A 17,620-nucleotide genomic window follows, 5' to 3' on the forward strand; every position below is an offset into this window, starting at 1 on the left:
AGGTGTTCATCATGGCTCCGGAAAAATAGCGTCAAAGCTGCGCTGCTGCTGGTACCCGATACTTAAACCGATATGGCTGGCGGTCCGGACATTGACTGCCATCTGTACATCTCGAAGCGGAAACATGCCGCGTCGGCGCGGATCACCGGCAAGCACGCCGAGTGCCGAAGCGGCAAGCGTGCGACCGAGTTCCACATTGTTCGGGTACAGCGCAAACAGTGCGCCTTTTTTCACGTGCAGGAAACTGCTGGAAAAGACAGGTACGCTTCTGTTCCAGGCTTCCTTGAGCACAAGGGGAAGGATGGTGGTCTCGTCGACCGTGGTCGCGTCCTGCGGCAACCAGATCGCATCGCGCTTGCTGTCGCTGCCGGCAAACGCATTTTCGTACAGGCGCGCGGCGCTGGCCAGGTCGCGTGCTTCAAGCGCAATCAGTTCCAGTCCTTGCGCTCTGGCGGCTTCGCGCGCAAGGCGTACCAGCCATTCGTTATGTTGCGGATTGTAGACAAGTGTCACACGCTTAACCGAAGGCACCAGCCCCCGCAGGCGACTGAACAGTAAGGCGGGGTCCGGTGTCAGATTGATGCCGGTCACGCTGCGGTAATCGCCTTCCGGCATGGCCAGCACACCGCCGACCACCAGGGGAATCTCGCGCTCGATGGCGGACACCGCCTTCAAGCCTTGGCGGCCGAGTGCAATGACCACTTTGGCACCATGTCGCCGGAGACCGGCATTCAGCTCGGCGGTATCGGTATTGGGCGCGACAGCATACAGGTGAACCGTAGACTTCGCGCCATCCTGAATGCCTTGGATAATGGTGGCAAAGATGCTGCGGTACGGTTCGCCGAGATCGGGATACACCACAGCTACCGAACCAGGGGCCGGCGTCGACGTGTCAGCCCGGCGCGGCGGATCACCGGCCTCGGCGAGCAGGATATGCCCGGCCGCGCCCGCCGCCCAGGAGGATGCCGGCGCAATAGTCGAAAGCAGGCCCAGCGCTACGCACAGGATGCGTGTGCCAGACGTGAAACGACGAATCAGCGGGGAGAGGACTGCGGCCATATTATCAAGGGAACACTGCGCGACGCACCCGAACCACGGATAGCGCAAAGCACATTCCGGCAAACAGCGAACCCTGGCGTGTTGTGCCGTTCCACGACCGGATGTGACGTAAATTATCCATGGGGCTCCGCTCCAAGCCGCGGTTCCAGCAGACGCAGAATGGCTTCCACGCTGGCGTCGAGCGTCATGCAGCCGGTATCGACCCGCAGGTCCGGTTGCTCCGGCGTTTCATAAGGGGCGCTGATGCCAGTAAACTCCCGGATTTCACCTGCCCTCACCTTGCGATACAGACCTTTGGGGTCACGCTCTTCGCAGACCCGCAATTCGGTCGCCAGATGGACTTCGAAAAAACGGTCAAAACCGATGATCTCGCGCGCCATTGCCCGGTCGGCACAGTAAGGCGAAATGAAGGAAGTGATCACCAGCATCCCAGCCTCATTGAAAAGCCTTGCCACTTCCGCAATGCGCCGGATGTTCTCGCTGCGGTCCGAAGGAGAAAAGCCGAGGTCGCGATTGAGACCGTGCCGGATGTTGTCGCCATCCATCACGAAGGCAGCCTGGCCACGTGCGACCAAGCGCCGTTCCAGTTCGTAGGCAATCGTGGATTTTCCCGCGCCGGATAAACCGGTCAACCATACCGTCGCAGGCTGTTGTTGCAACAGGCGTACGCGATCGTCGGCCGTGACCTTGCTGGTTTGCCAGGTCACGTCATTACTGACGCGAGAACTGGTTCCGGTGTTACTGGCAAATTTGTCGCGCGTGTTCATTTGCCCTCGTAAGCGATGGCGTATCGGTCGCGCACGAACATCATGCGACGGTCGACTTCTGCTGCGCTGGTGCCGAAATCTTCGAGTGCATAGCGGTGCCCGCCATGCAGGTTTTCTTTTTCGCTGTTGTCCAGCCAGTCGTGCATGGCTTGCTCGACCTGTGAGGTGAATTCCATGCCGCCAAACGCATAGATGCGCCGCATCGCAGCGCGCCAGTCACGATTCATTTCTTCATAGTGGACATCCATTTGCTGGGCGGCGGCAATATGCTCGCGCTGTTCCATGGCACGCCGCGCCGCTTGCTCGCAGAAATCCATCCACACTTCGCGCGTCGACGCGCGACATGGCAGGTCGGTATGCTGGACTGCAAAATGCCACATCAGCGACATGACGGATCCCACGGTCTTGATCGGGTCGCGATGGGTAAATACCAACCGGGCATCAGGGAAAACCTTCGTCAGCACATCAAGGTCCAGCATGTGCTGCGGGTTCTTGAGCACCCAGCGCTTGTCGCCAGCATCGCCGCGCGACCACGAAATCAGCTTCATCAGCTTGGCGGTATAGCGGTATACCTCGGTCTTGTCATACTCAAGGAACCAGCGGTAATAGCTCGGTATATTAAACATGCCGAGCACCGAAAAGCCGCAGAAGGAATGGTTGAGCAGCAGCATGTCTTCTTCGGGCCAGTCGGCATCCATCGGGTGCGCGATATAGCCACCGGTATAGATTTGCCGGCCGAGATCCAGAAACTGCTTTACCTCATCGCGCCGCAGCTGCTTGCCCATGTCGGGCAATCCGGGACGCGGGGCGGGATTGAATCCCTCCCAGGTCTTCAGATGCTGCAGGCGCGTATCGGTCGCCATCATCCGCTGCAGACGCGTGGTACCGGAACGATGCGGACCGACAATCATAATGGGGGCTTCAATCCGGCGTTCGAGGATTTCCGGATGCGCTTCGAAACAGGCATTCGCCCACAGGCGGTTTTTCAGAGAACGGATGGTGCGCATGCGTGCATTGAAGCGTCCGAACGGATTGAGCTCGGCTTCCGTTTCAAGCGAGTGCAGCAAGGCACGCAGCGGCGGCACAAAACTTTCATCGCCGAAGCGCTCCAGCCCGGTTTCAGCACGGGCGGCCTCGATCAGCGATGCCTCGGACAAATCAATCTTCTTTTGGCCAAACAAATTCCACAAGCGCGTGCTGCGGTTGAATTTGGTGACAAACGGCGGTTGGTAATAAGTACTGGGTCTGTTATCCATCGTATCGGTCGGGCCCGCCTGGTATCGCCAGCGCGGCATGTCGTCGGTTCCCAGGACGGCGATCGACCGCCCTGAAGCTTGGAAATGTGGTGTCGCGGACGGTCGTACCGTCACATGCTGTACACCGCCTGTAAATAAAGTGCGCGAGGTGCTTGGGGCAGGTCGTTAGGAATCAGGCCGGGAGCGGGGCTGGGCTCCCGTATATCTGCATTGAAAAGATTACGTACCGTGGCGGCGAATTCCCACTGTCCCCTGGCACGGCTGGTGCGCAGGGAAACGTCCACGGTCTTGTAGTCGGCAACCGGCGGACGAGGGTCGCCAGCCGGTCGCTTGCGGTCCGCTACCCAGTTCAGCTGCGTGCTGGCCAACCAACCGCTGGTGAAGCGCCAGTCGGCGCGCGTGTACAGATGATGATGCGGCGCATAGCCGGCATCGGTACCTGTCGATTCATCGATCGAGCGCTGGTAGGCATAATTTCCGGACAGGCGCACAGTCCGGGTGGCATCCCAGACCGCTTCGAACTCCATGCCGCGCCCATGCTGGCCACCAGTATTGTTGAAGGTCGAGCCAAGGGCCGGAGCCCGATTAGGCGTGGCCCGGATGATGTCATCCATGGTGTAGCGGAACACGCTCAGATTGAGCTGCAGGTCACGCCTTGCCTGCCATGAGAAGGCAGTCTCCAGGGTTGAGATTGTTTCGGGGTTCAGGTCAGGATTGCCGCGCTGAACCGGGTTGTTGATGCTGTACTGTTCGGAGAACGACGGTGCCCGGAAAGCGCGTCCGTACAGCAGTTTGGCGGTCAGGTCGAGCGCCGCGTCCCACACCAGCGCCACCCGTGGATTGGTGGTGCCGCCGGAATCGGAATAGCGGTCATGCCGCACGCCGGTCGTCAGCGCCCAGTCGCGTGCCAGTTGCCATTCGTCCTGCACGTACAGGTAATTGACTTGGCGGCGTTGCGGCAGCATGAAAGGCTGGATCAGCGAATAATCGGCCACCGGCCCGGCGGGAACCGGGACGCCCGCAGGATTGAAGATGTAATTTTTGATCGTGCGGGTGTTATGCAGGTCAAGATCGTCATGGCCGACGCCAAAGCGCAGGCTGTGGTTCGCAAAACCAGAATAGGTGGCGAACGCGGACAAGCGCAGCTGTCGCTCGGATGTGTCCGGATGGCCGATCATCCCCTCTGGAAAGGACCCGGTCGGAAAACGCGTTCCCGGTGGCAGCAGTTGCAGGTTGACCGGGATCCGCTGCCGATATTCGAAATAGCTGACCGTGGCGCCGCCTCCCCAGCCGTTGGCCAGATGGTTATCGGTCCATGACAGGTCTGTGTTGAAACGCTCGCTCTTTTCCTTGCCGATCGGGTCCAGCGCGGATGAGATACCGGCGCCTGTGCCTAGGTCGTCGCGCAGCTTGTAGCCGACGTTGAGATGCCATTTCTCGTAGCCGAGCGTCAGGTGGGCATCGAGTGCATCATAGCCAACGTTGACGGGTCCGGGCGCAAGACTGGCCCGGGTGCCGGTAGCGCGGTCGCGGGCGGACTGGGCATCGGCTTCGATAATACGCCGCTGGCCATCAGTGCTGCCTACCTGCAGATAGGCGGCGACATCGATGTCACCGGCCTTGCCGCCATGCTGGACCCAGGCGCTGCGGGTATTGAAGGAGCCGGCGCGCACGCCGGCGCTGGTTCCCTGCAAATCGGCTGCGGTCTTGGTAATGATGTTAATGACACCGGAATACGCGTCGGCGCCATATAAGGCCGAGCCTGGGCCACGGATGATTTCGATACGTGCGATGTTTTCTACCGGGTAGCCGCCCCAGATGGTGCCCTTATTCCCCTGAAACAGGGTTGTCATGGGGATGCCGTTCTGCAGCATCAGGGTCTGGGGATTCTGGCTACTGTAAATGCCGCGGATCAGGTAGAGCGAGCTATAGGTGTTGGGCGCATTGCTGACGTGGATGCCGGGTACCGTCTCCAGGACTTCATCGAGATCGGTCGCCCCCATGGCGGCGATATCCTCGGCGGTGATCACCGTAGCGACCGCTGGTGCCCGGCGCAACTGCTGCTTGCTGCCGGTCGCGATGCTGATGGTGGATTTGTCGCCGTACACCAGCGCAAGGTCTTCTTCTTCCCCGATATCGGCGGCCAAGGTAACCGGCGCATGCACCAGGGCCACGCTAGCCACGGTAGCAATTGCCAAGGGAAGCGCATAAATGTGTTTCATGTGTTCCCCCTCGCTGATAGTGTTGTGCAATGCGGTAACAGTCTAGTGCAACGATGTTCTACAGTCCATTCCGACAAGCAAATTTTTCAGCCGGCCGCAACAGCTTGCCAAATGCACTTTCACTTCTGCCAAGGGCGCTTGCTCACGCCTTCATAGGCGATGCCATCGCAGGGTGTCGGGAATAGTGTGCCTTCGGGTTTGTGTGCGGCTTCCACCAGGCAGGGGGGCATCCCGGCAAGGAACAGCGGCAGCCGGAAGATCTGGAATTCCCGAACCGACAAGCCCATGTCGGCGCCAAGTGCCGCCGTCATCGCCGCATAATTCATCTTGAGCGAAGGCTTGCCAAGTTCAGCCAGGGTGCGCTCCACCTCGAACGCCATCCGGAAATACCGCCCATCAGCGAGTCCCAGCGACTTCGCGAGGCCCGACAGCCAGGGCAGCCGCTCATCGTGCGCCTCGATCGGGCGGCCGTAGCCATAGATGTAGCGCGCCGCCAGTTCTTCTTGCACAAAGGCCCGCAAAGATTGTCCTGCATCGAGCGCCCTGCCCGCGCGCTGGAAAAAGTCGATCGCCCGCAGCCCTGGGCCGCCACCGTAAATACGCGCTTCCGATACCGACAGCGCCGCCGCCAGACCGAGTATCGGCGAACTGCGGACATTGCCGGCCAGTGCCGCAATCCGGTTATTCCAGAGGCGCGTGTCAGGATAGCTGGTGTTGGTCCAGATCCCATGCAACAGCTTGATCTGTTGCGGAGTAAAGCGACGTCCGGTAATGCCGTAGACGTAAAGCGCCATCCAGTCCGCATCATGGAATTCCTGGTGCAGGTCGACCCCACGGAATACCGCCCGGCTGCCGGGCCAGCAGGCACCAACCCGAGTGCGAAGGATACCGGCATGTTCGTCGAGCAAGGCTGGGCCCCTGGCGTCCGAAACGTTTGCGTTGTGCCCGCTCATACGGCCTCCTTCTTTTCAGCCGGGTCGTCTTCCAGTTCGACCGCGTAAAACGGGAACTGCGTGTAGTCCTTACGCTGCTGTTCCAGTGCATGTGCTGCCGCGCCAGGGAGGCGTAACAGCAGATATAGCATTTCGCCTTCCGACGGCTCGAACCCGAGATCGGCCAACGCGGCGGCGGCAACGCCTGACATAGCCAGACCCATTCCCGTCGCCTGCTCCAGTGCTTCACGCTGCTCGAGCAGCCAGCCGAGGCGAGGTAATGCGGCGACGCGAGCGATTGCCGCGAGCCTTTCAAGCAGAGTCAGCGTTGCGCCCGGTGTGACAGTGGCATGCGGCTCGAAGCCTGGGGGATGTTCCGCCTGTGGCCAGGTATCCGCGGTTTCCTGGGGTACGGGATCGAGACAGGCCTTCCATGTGGACAGGTCCATGCCGCACCTGGTCCATAACCGCATTGCATCGTGTACATCGCGCGCACCGTGGTAACGCCCCGCGCCGACCGATAAAGCGGCGATCAGCGATGCGGCCGCATTGGAGCCGGCGATGCCGCCGCACATGGCGGCATGTACCGAGGCATCACGCGGCCCGGGATTGGCCAGCGCCACCGCGAGCGCCTCGATCAAGTCGAGCGCGGCCGGTGCCGGTAATTCCGGTCGGAACAACAGGAACAGCATTTCTACCCAGCGCGCATTGCCAACCATCTCGCCGTATACATCATAACCACGGCAATATGCGGCACGCGTGGCGTAGCGATTCCCGGGTTCGGGGTCTTCATTCCAGATTTCGGTATGGATCAGCGGAAGTGGTCGTTCGGTCAATTCGGTGTCTTTCATGAATGCTGATTTGTCACAACAGCGTGCCAAGCACGCGCATGCGGACGCCAATGGGCGGCACTTCTTCGGGATCGATAAAGACATCGAGCAGCGTCGGCCCCTTGCGCGAGCAGATCGCATCGATGTCCAGCGTGTCCAGGTCGGCTGCGGTACGAATGGTATGCGCTTCGGCGCCGAGCGCACGCGCCAGCATGGCAAAGTCGGTCGGCGGGAGAGCGAACGCAATCTGCTCCGCGCCCGCGAGCCGTTGCCCATGCTTGACCATACCGAGTGCGGCATCGTTGAGCACCACAAAAATCACGGTCAATCCTTCGGCGACGGCAACCGACAACTCCTGACCATTCATCATCAAACTGCCATCGCCGGTGATGCATACCACCGGCCCGTCCGGATTACCGAGCGCGGTCCCGACAGCGCCGCCGATAGCCCAGCCCATCGGGGCGAAATCCATGGTGGTGCGCAGCCAGCCGCCATGACTACTGGTGCTGCGTTCATCGGAATGTGCGAATTGCGGCGCGAGGTAATGCACCGCCCAGGCGACGCTGTTGCCGGCATCGGCGAGATACCGCGTCGTTGCGGGAAACAGGCGGCCCAGGTCATGCATCAGCTGCGATGGCTTGACCTTTGCATCCGGAGCCTGCGCCGGCCCGGCCGGCAGAGTGAACAGGAGCGCCTCATGACCCGCTGTGGCTACAGTTGCAACTGTAGCGGCTTCCGTAACTTCAGCGCCTGTACGGACAGTCGGGGCATCAGCGCCGGCAATGCCAGCCGTATCAATCTGCGCACCCAGTTTTTCAAACACGGTCAGGATGCGGCCGGACACATGCAGTTTTGCCATTGGCGTTCGGGCAAGATGATCGTCGGACTCGTCGACATGTACGAGGCGGGTGTTGAGCAAGGAATCGCTCCAGCCGCTGCTGGTCCATTCATTCATGCTGGTGCCGACGGCGAGAATCAGGTCCACCGATTTGTCGCGTAACATCGCTTCCGCCGACGCATGGCCGGCAAAACCGAACACGCCCCGGTACAGCGGATGGCGCGGGTCGACCAGACCCTTGCCGTCTGGCGTGGTCACAAAAGGCACCTGTCTAAGCTCGGCCACACGCAAGATGGAGGCGATCGCTTCGCCGCACCAGCCGCCAATCAGCAGCACCGGATTGCGGGCCTCCCGCAGCATGACCGACAAGCTGTCTACCGCTTGTTGATCCAGCATCGATGACGGCTTGAGCATGGTGCGCAAGTCATACGACGGTGCAACGACAGTTGCCGGGCTGTTGAGAATATCAAGTGGGATACTCAGATGGACTGGTCCGCGCGGCGTACGTGTCGCACGCATCAGCGCGGCGATGAGTTTTGCTTCCAGCTGTTCCGGATGGGAGACGAGGGAATTATATTGTGTGCAGTATCGGAACATGCCCACGGTGTTGATGCCGGTGCATGACGACTCCTGCAAGGCGCGACGCCCGAAGCCCGGCAAGGCAGGCTGACCGGTAATCACCAGCATAGGGATGCCGTTGTCGTAAGCACATGCCACGCCCGTGATCAGATTGGTGGCACCCGGACCGGAAGTGGCGCAGACGACGCCAAGTGCGCCGGTCTCGCGGGTATAGCCGTCCGCCATGAACGCTGCGCCCGCCTCATGACGCGCCACCACGGGACGCGGGCCACCGCGCCGGCTGCTTTGTGCAAGTGCATTGTAAATTGGTTCGATCGCGCCTCCGGGTACCCCGAACACCTGTTCTACCCCTAGCTGCTCCAGATAGGCAATCAGAAGCCCTGCGATATTGAGGGGTGGTGAAACCTTTGGTTCCGGCCAGCCCGCATCGGTTGATGCGAGCGAATTGTTAAAGCGCATGTCGGAAATATCCTCGATGATGATGGTCGGTCGCCAGTATTAGTAGAGGCATCAGGTAAGGCGTCCGTCATATTTGACGAGCCGCGCCGTATCTTAGGGGAGGGCAACGGCACTGTAAACTAGCAATAGCGCGTGGAGCTGCATGGCCTGAATGACATTGGAGTGCGTACCGATATGGCATTGCGCTCCTATCCATGCCATGCGTGGCAAAAGTAGCATGTACAGCGCCCTCCACATGCGCATGCCACGTTACACCGAATGTCCAATCCTAGTCACGGTCCTCACGGGTGTACATGACACCGCAATGTTGATGGCCGTACTCAAGGATTGTGCAAATCATTGAACGCCGGTTGGATGTAGAAAGCTACTAAATGTTCCCCTATGGAATCATCATCTTTGCATCACGGCGTATCTCTGACCCGCATCATGTTTGCTGACGCGTTTGCAGTTTATGTACCCTGCTTTGCCTAGAGCGGATTTCATATTGGTGTGCGGAGACGCGGCTCGTTTTGGCGTGCAGGGCAAGGCGCGCGAAGCGCCATGTGGCGGGCCACACAAGCGACAAGCAACGCTGCCATGCGCGTCAAGGCGGGCCGGGGCGACAGTACACTAATATGAAATCCGCTCCAGGTACATCGTATGATCGGCATGAAAAGCGAGCAGAAGTTGTCTGCGGTGTTGAACACAGTGAGAAGTTCAGCGGCCGGAATCGGCGATCAGTGACGCAGCTGACATTGCTGCCACATGCGAAGCATGTGCCGAAAAAGAGCTTGTGCGAATAAACGACGTGCGGCGAGTCGTCACTGTGGAAGTAGTAGATGCGGTGCCACAATGAATGGCATCACGAAGCCGTCTATATGCGGTGGCGATACTCAGGCTGATCCGCTTTGGTTCCTTGACGCGTTGACAACCTGGCTCACCGCTTCGACACGAGCGGCATGGATTGCCTCCGCAATGCGCTGCGGCTGGCCGGCATGGTGCTTGGCCACCTCACCGGCATTGACCGATTGCGCTGCACGCAACGCCGCTTCCAGATAGGCCGCCTGCGGAAACGGCGCGTCCGCATATCCGGTGCGGCCGCGACTATCGCATTCAGATGCGCGCAGCATGTCAACGAAGCGTTCAGGCTTGCGAAATCCGTCGCAGCGTTCAAGTAGGCTGACTATCGTATTGGCGCGCAACTCAAATGCTCGTCCGATGTTGCCGTGCTCGCGTGCCGTCATGACGGCGAGATCGCGGCAATCGTTGGGAATCTTCAGTCGCTTGCAGACCTGCTCGACCAGTTGCACGCTGCGACCTTCATGTCCGTAGTGTTTCGGCCACTGCTCCGGCGGCGTGGTGCCCTTGCCAAGGTCATGCAGCAGCGCCGCGCAACGAATGGCCAGACTACACCCTTGGCTGGCCGCGTAATCGATCACCATCATCACATGCACGCCGGTATCGATTTCAGGATGATGCTGTTCCGGTTGGGGAATACCCCACAGCACATTCAGCTCTGGCAGGATGCGCGCCAGCGCGCCGCAGTCGCGCAAGACATCAAACATGCGCGATGGCCGAGCCTCCATCAGGCCGCGCGATAACTCCTGCCACACGCGTTCCGGCACCAAGGCATCCACTTCCCCGGCGTCGACCATCTTGCGCATCAGTTGATTGGTCTCCGGCGCGACGCTGAATTCGGGGAGACGAGCCGCAAACCGCGCCACACGCAGGATGCGCACCGGGTCTTCAGCGAAGGCGTCAGAGACATGCCGGAAGACGCGCGCCTGCAGATCGCGTTGTCCACCGAAGGGATCGACGATCTCCCCGTCATCACCACGCGCCATGGCGTTGATGGTCAGGTCGCGGCGCACCAGGTCCTGCTCGAGCGTGACATCGGCATCGGCATGGAATACGAAGCCCTTGTAACCAGGTGCGGTCTTGCGCTCGGTACGAGCGAGCGCGTATTCCTCGTGCGTCTCTGGATGCAGGAAGACAGGGAAGTCCTTGCCGACCGGCGTGAAGCCCTGGGCAATCATCTGCTCCGGCGTCGCTCCGACCACGACATGATCGTGGTCCTGTACCGGCAGGCCTAGTAGTGCGTCACGGACCGCGCCGCCGACGACATAGGTTTTCATGGCGCAAGCATCAATCCGGGTAGACGTCGTACTTTTCCAGCGTTTCTTTTTCTTCCAGCGCCTCATGAATCCAGCGCGCGACGGCAGGATGCGCGACCACGCGATCGACATAAGCCTGCAACGCCGGTGGCAACCAGACGCCATAGGTGCGGAAGCGCATCACGACGGGAGCGTAGTAAGCGTCGGCAATCGAAAAGTCGCCAAACAGGAAATGATGCGGGCCGGAACGCGCAAGGCAGTCGTCCCAGATTTCGCAGATGCGGGCGATGTCGTTCTGCGCTTCCGTGGTACGCCCTTTTCCGGGGAAGCTGGCCTTGATGTTCATCCACATCGCCGAACGCACCCCGGTAAATCCCGAATGCATTTCGGCACAGATGGACCGCGCCATCGCACGTGCCGTCACTTCCTGCGGCCACATGCCCTTGTCCGGGAACTGTTCGGCCAGGTATTCGCAGATAGCCAGCGAATCCCACACCGTCGTCTCACCCGCAACCAGTACCGGCACCCGGCCCGCCGAGGTATGCCGCGCGATCAGCGAGGACGTCTCGGGGCGCCCGAGTGAAACGCGCACCTCTTCAAACGGAATACCGAAGGCCTTCATCAAAACCCAGGGCCGCATCGACCAGGAAGAGTAATTCTTGTTACCGATGACCAGCTTGTAGCCTGCCTTGCCGGCGGCATCGAGGGTCTGCGACAGGGTGGGGTCAAGTTCTGTACTTTGCATACGTCGTATCCATTCTTATCGGGCTCTGGAAGCATCAATGCCGCGCTGCAGATAGATTCGCTGCAACGCGGCATTCGAGGATAAAGCTTTTGCGAGCGTTTGCCAAACCATCAAGGCGCCACGCTACGTACAGCGCCCGGGCGGTGACTAACCTTAGGGCAATTCGGTGGGCACGAAGCCTTTCGGCGCTACCGTGCCAAGACGTGCCTTGAGCGATTGCGGCTTGCCTTCGAATACCCCCGCGTAATACGTTGCGTTCGACAATACCTTTTTCACGTAGTCGCGGGTTTCATTGAACGGAATCGACTCCGCAAAAATCGCACCATCGACCGAACGCGTCAGGGTCGACCGCCAGGCGCGAGGACGTCCCGGCCCGGCGTTGTATGCGGCCGTCGCCATGGCTTGCGACCCATCGAGGTCGTTGAGCACCATGTTCAGATAGTTGGTGCCAAGGACGATGTTGGTATCGATGTCGTTCACCTGGTTCTGCGAGAAATCATTCATCCCGATCTTGCGGGCAACGAACTTCGCGGTAGCCGGCATCAATTGCATCAGGCCGGATGCGCCGACATGCGAGCGCGCGTTCTGAATAAAGCGCGACTCCTGGCGAATCAGTCCATACACCCAGGCTATGTCCAGCCCAAGCCGTTCGGTGGACGATTGCATCACATCCCTATGCGGCGACGGGAAACGCTGTGTGAAGTCGAATTCGGACTTGGTGCGATCCGACGTGTTGACCATGCGGTCGAGCACGTTCTTCTGGCGCGCAAATTCAGCCGCGGCAAGATGCTGGCGATCGTTCATCTTGCGCAGTTCCCAGTTCCACTCACGGTAGCCTTCGAAACGCATGTTCAAGTCGAAGAATTTCAGTGCACGGCGGAATCCGGCGTTCTCGGCCATCGGTGCAAGTTCTTCCGCACTGACCGGCTGCGCGCGCGGCGGGATGACGATCTTGCGACCGAGTTCTTCCAGCGCGAGTTGACCATAGAAGTTGGTCTGGTCGGAAATCGATTCGAAGAGTTTCTGGGCCTGCTCGATCTTGCCTTCGGTGCGATAGGCGCGGCCCAGCCAGTAGATCCATGTGGCGTCGTCCGCCAGGCTTGCAGGCATGGACTCGATGGTGGTTCGCACCAGCTTCCATTCACCCGCGCGCAGTGCGGCGCGCACTTTCCATTGTTGCGCTTCAAGCGACAGTGTCGCGCCCGTGGTGCGATGCCAGAAGATGGCAGCCTCAGGTGCAAGCTTCAGCGAAGCCTGGAAAGCGACCTGCGCCCATGCCTGCGCACGTTCACGTTCATTGAGGCGATCGGCCGCGTTCACCAGGATCGGCACGACACGCTCGATGTTGTTCTTGGCACTGCGACCGAGCGCGAGAATGAAGACTTCGTGCGCGGCGCGCCCATTTCCCGGTCCACGCGCCAGGACGGCATCGGGTTTCTCAAGCGCCTGCATCAATGTCGTTTCGCTGACTTCAGTTACTGGTGCAATGCGGCGAATCGATCCGGGAAAGCCGGACTCCGCGATCAGCCTGACCTGTTCCCAGATATCGTCGGCGGTGAATTGGCCAGCTTGCGCCAGCGAAGTAATCAATGCCGGACAGGCTTCGCCATAATTCTGTGGCGCCACCAGTACGGCGCGCGCCTCCTTGGCAACGTTCTGGCCCTTTGCCGCTTTCGACATCAATGCATAGCATTTAAGCTGCGTGTCGTCATTGAGTACGAACTGCGGATATTGTTCGTCGAACAGCGGCCAGTTGCGGGCACGACCGAGTTCCAGCAACCAGTCATTGCGCAACCGGTCGGCAATCGCCTGTCCGTCATAACGTGCCAGGTAATCGCGGATTTCCTGTTCCGGCGCAATGGTAATGCGGGGACGCAACTGGAAATAGTCGACATACGAAGGGATGGCATAATTGCCAAGGCGGGCGGCGAGTTCACTGGAGCGACCGATGTCGCCGTTGCGCGCGGCATCGCGCAATGCCAGAAAGGCATCGTCATCACTGGCAAAGTTCACGGCGGGACGCGGGGCCGGGGCCGGCTTCTTGGCTTCGGCTACGGGCGCCAATATCGCTGCGGAGGCAGCGGCAAGCGCCACGCCGGCCATCCATTTCATTGGAAACATTTAAAAAAACCGCTTTCTTTAAAAAGTGCTGGGGTCACGCTAGGGTCACAACTTCTAGAATAGCATGTGAGAACATGGAGAGACGCATCACCACTATGCCGGAATCAAGTTCAGTCAAAACCGCGTTGCGTCGGCAACTGCTTGCCAACAGACAAGGCATCGCCGCAGAAGTTCGTCGCCGTTCGGATCGTTTGATCGGCGAGCGCTTGCTCGCGTGGCTGGAATGGCATCCTGTTGATGTACTCGGTGTGTATTGGCCAATACGGAGTGAACCGGATTTATCGGAAGCTTATGACGAACTCACTGCGCGCGGGGTAACACTGGCATTACCCGTTGTCGTGGAAAATAATGCTCCGCTTCGCTATAACGCATGGACGCCGGGCGAGCCGATGCAAAAAGACGCGTTCGGTGTTGCCATTCCGGTATCCTCGACTGCCGTTGCACCGCAGGCGATTCTTGTTCCCTGCGTCGGTTTCAACTGCCAGCGCTTTCGTCTCGGATATGGCGGTGGATTTTACGATCGCACGCTTGCCACCGAGGCGCGCCCGCTTGCGATTGGCATCGCTTACACAACGGCGATGGTGAGCTTTGCACCGGACATCCATGACATTTCGCTCGACGTGATCCTTACCGAATCGTTGCAGCTCGAGGCCGAGGTTTAAGCCTCGACGGCCATGCATCGTGCTTCAACACTAATACAATGTCATAAAAAAAGCGGCACGATGTGCCGCTTTTCTTTTCAGTACTGGCTAAGTGATTAATTAGTCAGAACCAGGTACTTGGTACTTCAATACCCTAATACAAAAGCCGCATCGGTTCATGCAGACAGATTCAGCCGCTTCCACAATGCCGTGGTTGCCGCAGCCTGGTTCAAGGTATAAAAATGCATGCCCGGTGCGCCGCCAGCCAGCAGCCTTTCACACAATCCAGTCACGACATCGAGTCCGAAAGCCTTGATCGATTCGGTATCGTCGCCATAACTGGCCAGCTTGAGGCGAATCCAGCGCGGGATTTCGGCGCCGCACATGTCGGAGAACCGCATCAGCTGCGAATAGTTCGTAATCGGCATGATGCCGGCAACAATAGGTACGTCGGCACCGGCCTTGCGCGCCTCGTCGACGAAGCGGAAATAGGCGTCGGCGTTGTAGAAGTACTGGGTGATCGCCGCATTCGCGCCGGCATGCACCTTGCGCACGAAGCTTTGCAGGTCATCCTGAGGCGACTTTGCTTGAGGATGGATCTCCGGATAGGCGGCTACTTCGATGTGAAACCAGTCACCCGTTTCGGCGCGAATGAATTCCACCAGTTCGTTGGCATAACGGAACTCGCCCGATGCGCCATAACCACTCGGCAGGTCGCCGCGCAGTGCAACCAGGCGGCGGATACCATTCGCTTTGTATTCGTTGAGAATAGCCCGCAGACTGTCACGCGAACTGCCGATGCATGACAGGTGCGGCGCCGCTTCATGGCCTTCGCGCTGGATGTCAAGCACGGTTTCAAGCGTGCCCCTTTGGGTGGAACCGCCTGCGCCGAAGGTCACCGAAAAATATTTCGGCTGCAGCTCGGCCAGTTTCGCCCGCGTGATGCGCAGCTTTTCCACGCCTTCCGGCGTCTTCGGAGGATAAAACTCGATGCTGAAATTTTTCTGTGTCATTTTTTGAGCAAGAGACCAGAGAGTGCCCACGAGATAAGGCTGTACAGGATAGCGCCGCCGACGGCGGACCATAAGCCTGCAACATAGAAGCCGCTGACAAAATTGGCCACCAGCCAGAACATGATGCCGTTGACAATAAAAATGAACAGTCCCAGTGTCAGCAATGTGACGGGAAGCGTCAGCAGTAACAGGATGGGACGGATCAGCGTATTGACGAGTCCGAGCACCAGGGCCGCGATCAACGCCACCACGAAGTTTTCGATATACACCGTCTTCAACAGGTAAGGCACCGCGAACAACGCCGCGGCATTGATCAACCAGGTAAGCAGCAAACGCATGTCGACCTCCTCTCGCCGGCAATGCAAAAACAGGGAGCCCGGCTGCGCAGCGAGCACAACCGGGCCAGGCAACCGCGACGCCCGCCAGCTGCAAGGATGCAAACGAAAATCTCTGCGCCCAGCGCTGGCAACACGCCGCCGAAGCGGCTTGGCTATTTTAGTAACGGTAGTGATCCGGCTTGTACGGACCGCTCTGCTTCACGCCGATGTAGTTGGCCTGTTCTTCAGTCAGTTCAGTCAGTTGCGCATTCAGTTTTTTCAACTGCAGGCGTGCGACCTTTTCGTCCAGGTGCTTCGGCAACGTATACACGCCGACCGGATATGCCGTGGTGTTAGTGAACAGTTCAATCTGTGCAATCGTCTGATTGGCGAACGACGAGCTCATGACATACGATGGGTGGCCGGTACCGCAGCCGAGGTTGACCAGGCGACCTTCTGCCAGCAGGATGATGCGCTTGCCGTCGGGGAAAATCACGTGGTCCACTTGCGGCTTGATGTTTTCCCAGGTGTATTGCTTCAAGGCGGCGACTTCGATCTCATTGTCGAAGTGACCGATGTTGCAGACGATCGCCTGGTCTTTCATCTTCTTCATGTGCTCGTGCGTAATCACATGGTAGTTACCGGTTGCGGTGACGAAGATGTCGCCGTGTTCGGCGGCATAGTCCATGGTCACGACGCGATAGCCTTCCATGGCGGCCTGCAGCGCACAGATCGGATCGATTTCAGTCACCCATACCTGTGCCGACAAGGCGCGCAACGCCTGTGCGGAACCCTTGCCCACATCGCCATAACCGGCGACCACGGCAACCTTGCCCGCGACCATGACGTCGGTGGCGCGCTTGATGCCGTCGACCAGCGATTCACGGCAGCCGTACAGGTTGTCGAACTTGGACTTGGTGACGGAATCGTTGACGTTGATGGCGGGGAAAGCCAGCTTGCCTTCCTTGTGCATCTGATACAGGCGATGCACGCCAGTCGTGGTTTCTTCGGTTACGCCCTGGATTTTCGACAGGCGGGTCGAGTACCAGGTCGGATCGGTGGCGAGCTTCTTTTTGATCGAATTGAACAGGCAGACCGCTTCTTCCGAGTCCGGCTTGGCGAGGACGCTGATGTCTTTTTCAGCACGGGTGCCAAGATGCAGCAGCAATGTCGCGTCGCCGCCATCATCGAGGATCATGTTCGAAAATTCGCCATTCGGCCATTCGAAGATGCGATGGGTGAAGTCCCAGTATTCATCCAGGTTTTCGCCCTTGAAGGCAAATACCGGTGTGCCGTTGGCAGCGATAGCCGCAGCGGCATGGTCTTGTGTCGAGTAGATGTTGCACGACGCCCAGCGTACGCGTGCGCCAAGCGCTTCCAGTGTCTGGATCAGCACGGCGGTCTGGATGGTCATATGCAGCGAACCGGTGATCAGCGCACCCTTGAGCGGCTGCGCAGCGGCGAATTCCTCACGGATGGCCATCAGGCCAGGCATTTCCGTTTCGGCAATTTTGATTTCCTTGCGGCCCCAGTCGGCAAGACTCAGATCGGCGACGAAGAAATCCTGGGATGTGGTGTTCGAGATAACGGCGCTCATCACGCCCTCCTTTCCTGATAAAGATAGAAAAAAGTAACGTGAGCGCCGTTGCGAAAAAGATATCCAAGCCTGACACGATGTGGAACACCGTGCTGCAACGCTCCTTGGAATAAAAGATTATACCGTAGTCCTGCTTGCCCGAAGTCCAAAA

Annotated in this window: 14 protein-coding genes and 1 riboswitch; of the genes, 1 reads left to right on the forward strand and 13 read right to left on the reverse strand. The window is 59.3% G+C overall.

Going from position 1 to position 17,620, the window contains the following annotated elements; all coding sequences use genetic code 11:
• Nucleotides 1-9: 9 nt before the first annotated feature.
• The 10 genes from ACFQUU_RS14700 to ACFQUU_RS14745 all read right to left on the reverse strand — a co-directional run bounded on the left by ACFQUU_RS14700 (nucleotide 10) and on the right by ACFQUU_RS14745 (nucleotide 13,901).
• A complete protein-coding gene (locus ACFQUU_RS14700) occupies nucleotides 10-1,059 on the reverse strand; it encodes an ABC transporter substrate-binding protein (RefSeq protein ID WP_382248346.1) in 1,050 nt (349 codons plus the stop codon).
• 113 nt (nucleotides 1,060-1,172) lie between these two features.
• Nucleotides 1,173-1,826, reverse strand: a complete 654-nt coding sequence (cysC, locus tag ACFQUU_RS14705; protein ID WP_382248348.1) for an adenylyl-sulfate kinase — start codon at nucleotides 1,824-1,826, stop codon at nucleotides 1,173-1,175.
• A complete protein-coding gene (locus ACFQUU_RS14710; RefSeq protein ID WP_382248350.1) occupies nucleotides 1,823-3,121 on the reverse strand; it encodes a sulfotransferase family protein in 1,299 nt (432 codons plus the stop codon). The genes cysC and ACFQUU_RS14710 overlap by 4 nt, the downstream gene beginning before the upstream one ends.
• A 71-nt stretch (nucleotides 3,122-3,192) precedes the next feature.
• Nucleotides 3,193-5,304, reverse strand: a complete 2,112-nt coding sequence (locus tag ACFQUU_RS14715) for a TonB-dependent receptor plug domain-containing protein (RefSeq protein WP_382248352.1) — start codon at nucleotides 5,302-5,304, stop codon at nucleotides 3,193-3,195.
• A 119-nt stretch (nucleotides 5,305-5,423) separates the two neighbouring features.
• On the reverse strand, nucleotides 5,424-6,257 hold the full coding sequence (locus tag ACFQUU_RS14720; protein ID WP_382248354.1) for a hypothetical protein: 834 nt from the start codon (nucleotides 6,255-6,257) through the stop codon (nucleotides 5,424-5,426).
• Nucleotides 6,254-7,087 (reverse strand): citryl-CoA lyase, encoded by an 834-nt coding sequence (locus ACFQUU_RS14725; protein WP_382248356.1) that lies wholly within the window; start codon nucleotides 7,085-7,087, stop codon nucleotides 6,254-6,256. Before ACFQUU_RS14725 ends, ACFQUU_RS14720 begins: the two co-directional genes overlap by 4 nt.
• A gap of 13 nt (nucleotides 7,088-7,100) precedes the next feature.
• The gene (locus tag ACFQUU_RS14730; protein WP_382248358.1) at nucleotides 7,101-8,942 is read right to left on the reverse strand and encodes a thiamine pyrophosphate-binding protein; all 1,842 of its coding nucleotides are present in this window, start codon (nucleotides 8,940-8,942) and stop codon (nucleotides 7,101-7,103) included.
• Nucleotides 8,943-9,814: 872 nt separating this feature from the next.
• Entirely contained in the window at nucleotides 9,815-11,056 is a 1,242-nt protein-coding gene (locus ACFQUU_RS14735; protein ID WP_382248360.1) for a multifunctional CCA addition/repair protein, read from the reverse strand.
• Nucleotides 11,057-11,066: 10 nt separating this feature from the next.
• Nucleotides 11,067-11,780, reverse strand: coding sequence for a glutathione S-transferase family protein (locus ACFQUU_RS14740; protein WP_382248362.1), 714 nt, complete (start codon nucleotides 11,778-11,780; stop codon nucleotides 11,067-11,069).
• Nucleotides 11,781-11,933: 153 nt separating this feature from the next.
• Nucleotides 11,934-13,901, reverse strand: coding sequence for a transglycosylase SLT domain-containing protein (locus ACFQUU_RS14745; protein WP_382248364.1), 1,968 nt, complete (start codon nucleotides 13,899-13,901; stop codon nucleotides 11,934-11,936).
• Nucleotides 13,902-13,975: 74 nt separating this feature from the next.
• Here ACFQUU_RS14745 and ACFQUU_RS14750 point away from each other — a divergent pair, with 74 nt between their 5' ends.
• On the forward strand, nucleotides 13,976-14,563 hold the full coding sequence (locus tag ACFQUU_RS14750) for a 5-formyltetrahydrofolate cyclo-ligase (protein ID WP_382248366.1): 588 nt from the start codon (nucleotides 13,976-13,978) through the stop codon (nucleotides 14,561-14,563).
• Nucleotides 14,564-14,718: 155 nt separating this feature from the next.
• On the opposite strand, the gene metF is transcribed toward ACFQUU_RS14750, so the two are convergent.
• The 3 genes from metF to ahcY form a co-directional block, all read right to left on the reverse strand.
• Nucleotides 14,719-15,555, reverse strand: a complete 837-nt coding sequence (metF, locus tag ACFQUU_RS14755; protein ID WP_382248368.1) for a methylenetetrahydrofolate reductase [NAD(P)H] — start codon at nucleotides 15,553-15,555, stop codon at nucleotides 14,719-14,721.
• Nucleotides 15,552-15,893 carry a phage holin family protein gene (locus tag ACFQUU_RS14760; RefSeq protein WP_057290887.1) on the reverse strand — a complete coding sequence of 114 codons (342 nt, stop codon included), beginning with the start codon at nucleotides 15,891-15,893 and terminating at the stop codon, nucleotides 15,552-15,554. Before ACFQUU_RS14760 ends, metF begins: the two co-directional genes overlap by 4 nt.
• A gap of 157 nt (nucleotides 15,894-16,050) precedes the next feature.
• The gene (ahcY, locus tag ACFQUU_RS14765; protein WP_382248371.1) at nucleotides 16,051-17,469 is read right to left on the reverse strand and encodes an adenosylhomocysteinase; all 1,419 of its coding nucleotides are present in this window, start codon (nucleotides 17,467-17,469) and stop codon (nucleotides 16,051-16,053) included.
• A 33-nt stretch (nucleotides 17,470-17,502) separates the two neighbouring features.
• Nucleotides 17,503-17,581: riboswitch (S-adenosyl-L-homocysteine riboswitch) on the reverse strand.
• Nucleotides 17,582-17,620 lie beyond the last annotated feature (39 nt).

Source organism: Herbaspirillum sp. GCM10030257, assembly GCF_042666555.1.
GTDB lineage: Bacteria > Pseudomonadota > Gammaproteobacteria > Burkholderiales > Burkholderiaceae_D > Noviherbaspirillum.

Coding starts and splice junctions, on each gene's coding strand:
- ACFQUU_RS14745 (WP_382248364.1), bottom strand. CDS start 13,901: ATGTTTCCAATGAAATGGATGGCCGGCGTGGCGCTTGCCGCTGCCTCC.
- ACFQUU_RS14750 (WP_382248366.1), top strand. CDS start 13,976: ATGGAGAGACGCATCACCACTATGCCGGAATCAAGTTCAGTCAAAACC.
- metF (WP_382248368.1), bottom strand. CDS start 15,555: ATGACACAGAAAAATTTCAGCATCGAGTTTTATCCTCCGAAGACGCCG.
- ACFQUU_RS14720 (WP_382248354.1), bottom strand. CDS start 6,257: ATGAGCGGGCACAACGCAAACGTTTCGGACGCCAGGGGCCCAGCCTTG.
- ahcY (WP_382248371.1), bottom strand. CDS start 17,469: ATGAGCGCCGTTATCTCGAACACCACATCCCAGGATTTCTTCGTCGCC.
- cysC (WP_382248348.1), bottom strand. CDS start 1,826: ATGAACACGCGCGACAAATTTGCCAGTAACACCGGAACCAGTTCTCGC.
- ACFQUU_RS14710 (WP_382248350.1), bottom strand. CDS start 3,121: ATGCCGCGCTGGCGATACCAGGCGGGCCCGACCGATACGATGGATAAC.
- ACFQUU_RS14725 (WP_382248356.1), bottom strand. CDS start 7,087: ATGAAAGACACCGAATTGACCGAACGACCACTTCCGCTGATCCATACC.
- ACFQUU_RS14700 (WP_382248346.1), bottom strand. CDS start 1,059: ATGGCCGCAGTCCTCTCCCCGCTGATTCGTCGTTTCACGTCTGGCACA.
- ACFQUU_RS14715 (WP_382248352.1), bottom strand. CDS start 5,304: ATGAAACACATTTATGCGCTTCCCTTGGCAATTGCTACCGTGGCTAGC.
- ACFQUU_RS14760 (WP_057290887.1), bottom strand. CDS start 15,893: ATGCGTTTGCTGCTTACCTGGTTGATCAATGCCGCGGCGTTGTTCGCG.
- ACFQUU_RS14730 (WP_382248358.1), bottom strand. CDS start 8,942: ATGCGCTTTAACAATTCGCTCGCATCAACCGATGCGGGCTGGCCGGAA.
- ACFQUU_RS14735 (WP_382248360.1), bottom strand. CDS start 11,056: ATGAAAACCTATGTCGTCGGCGGCGCGGTCCGTGACGCACTACTAGGC.
- ACFQUU_RS14740 (WP_382248362.1), bottom strand. CDS start 11,780: ATGCAAAGTACAGAACTTGACCCCACCCTGTCGCAGACCCTCGATGCC.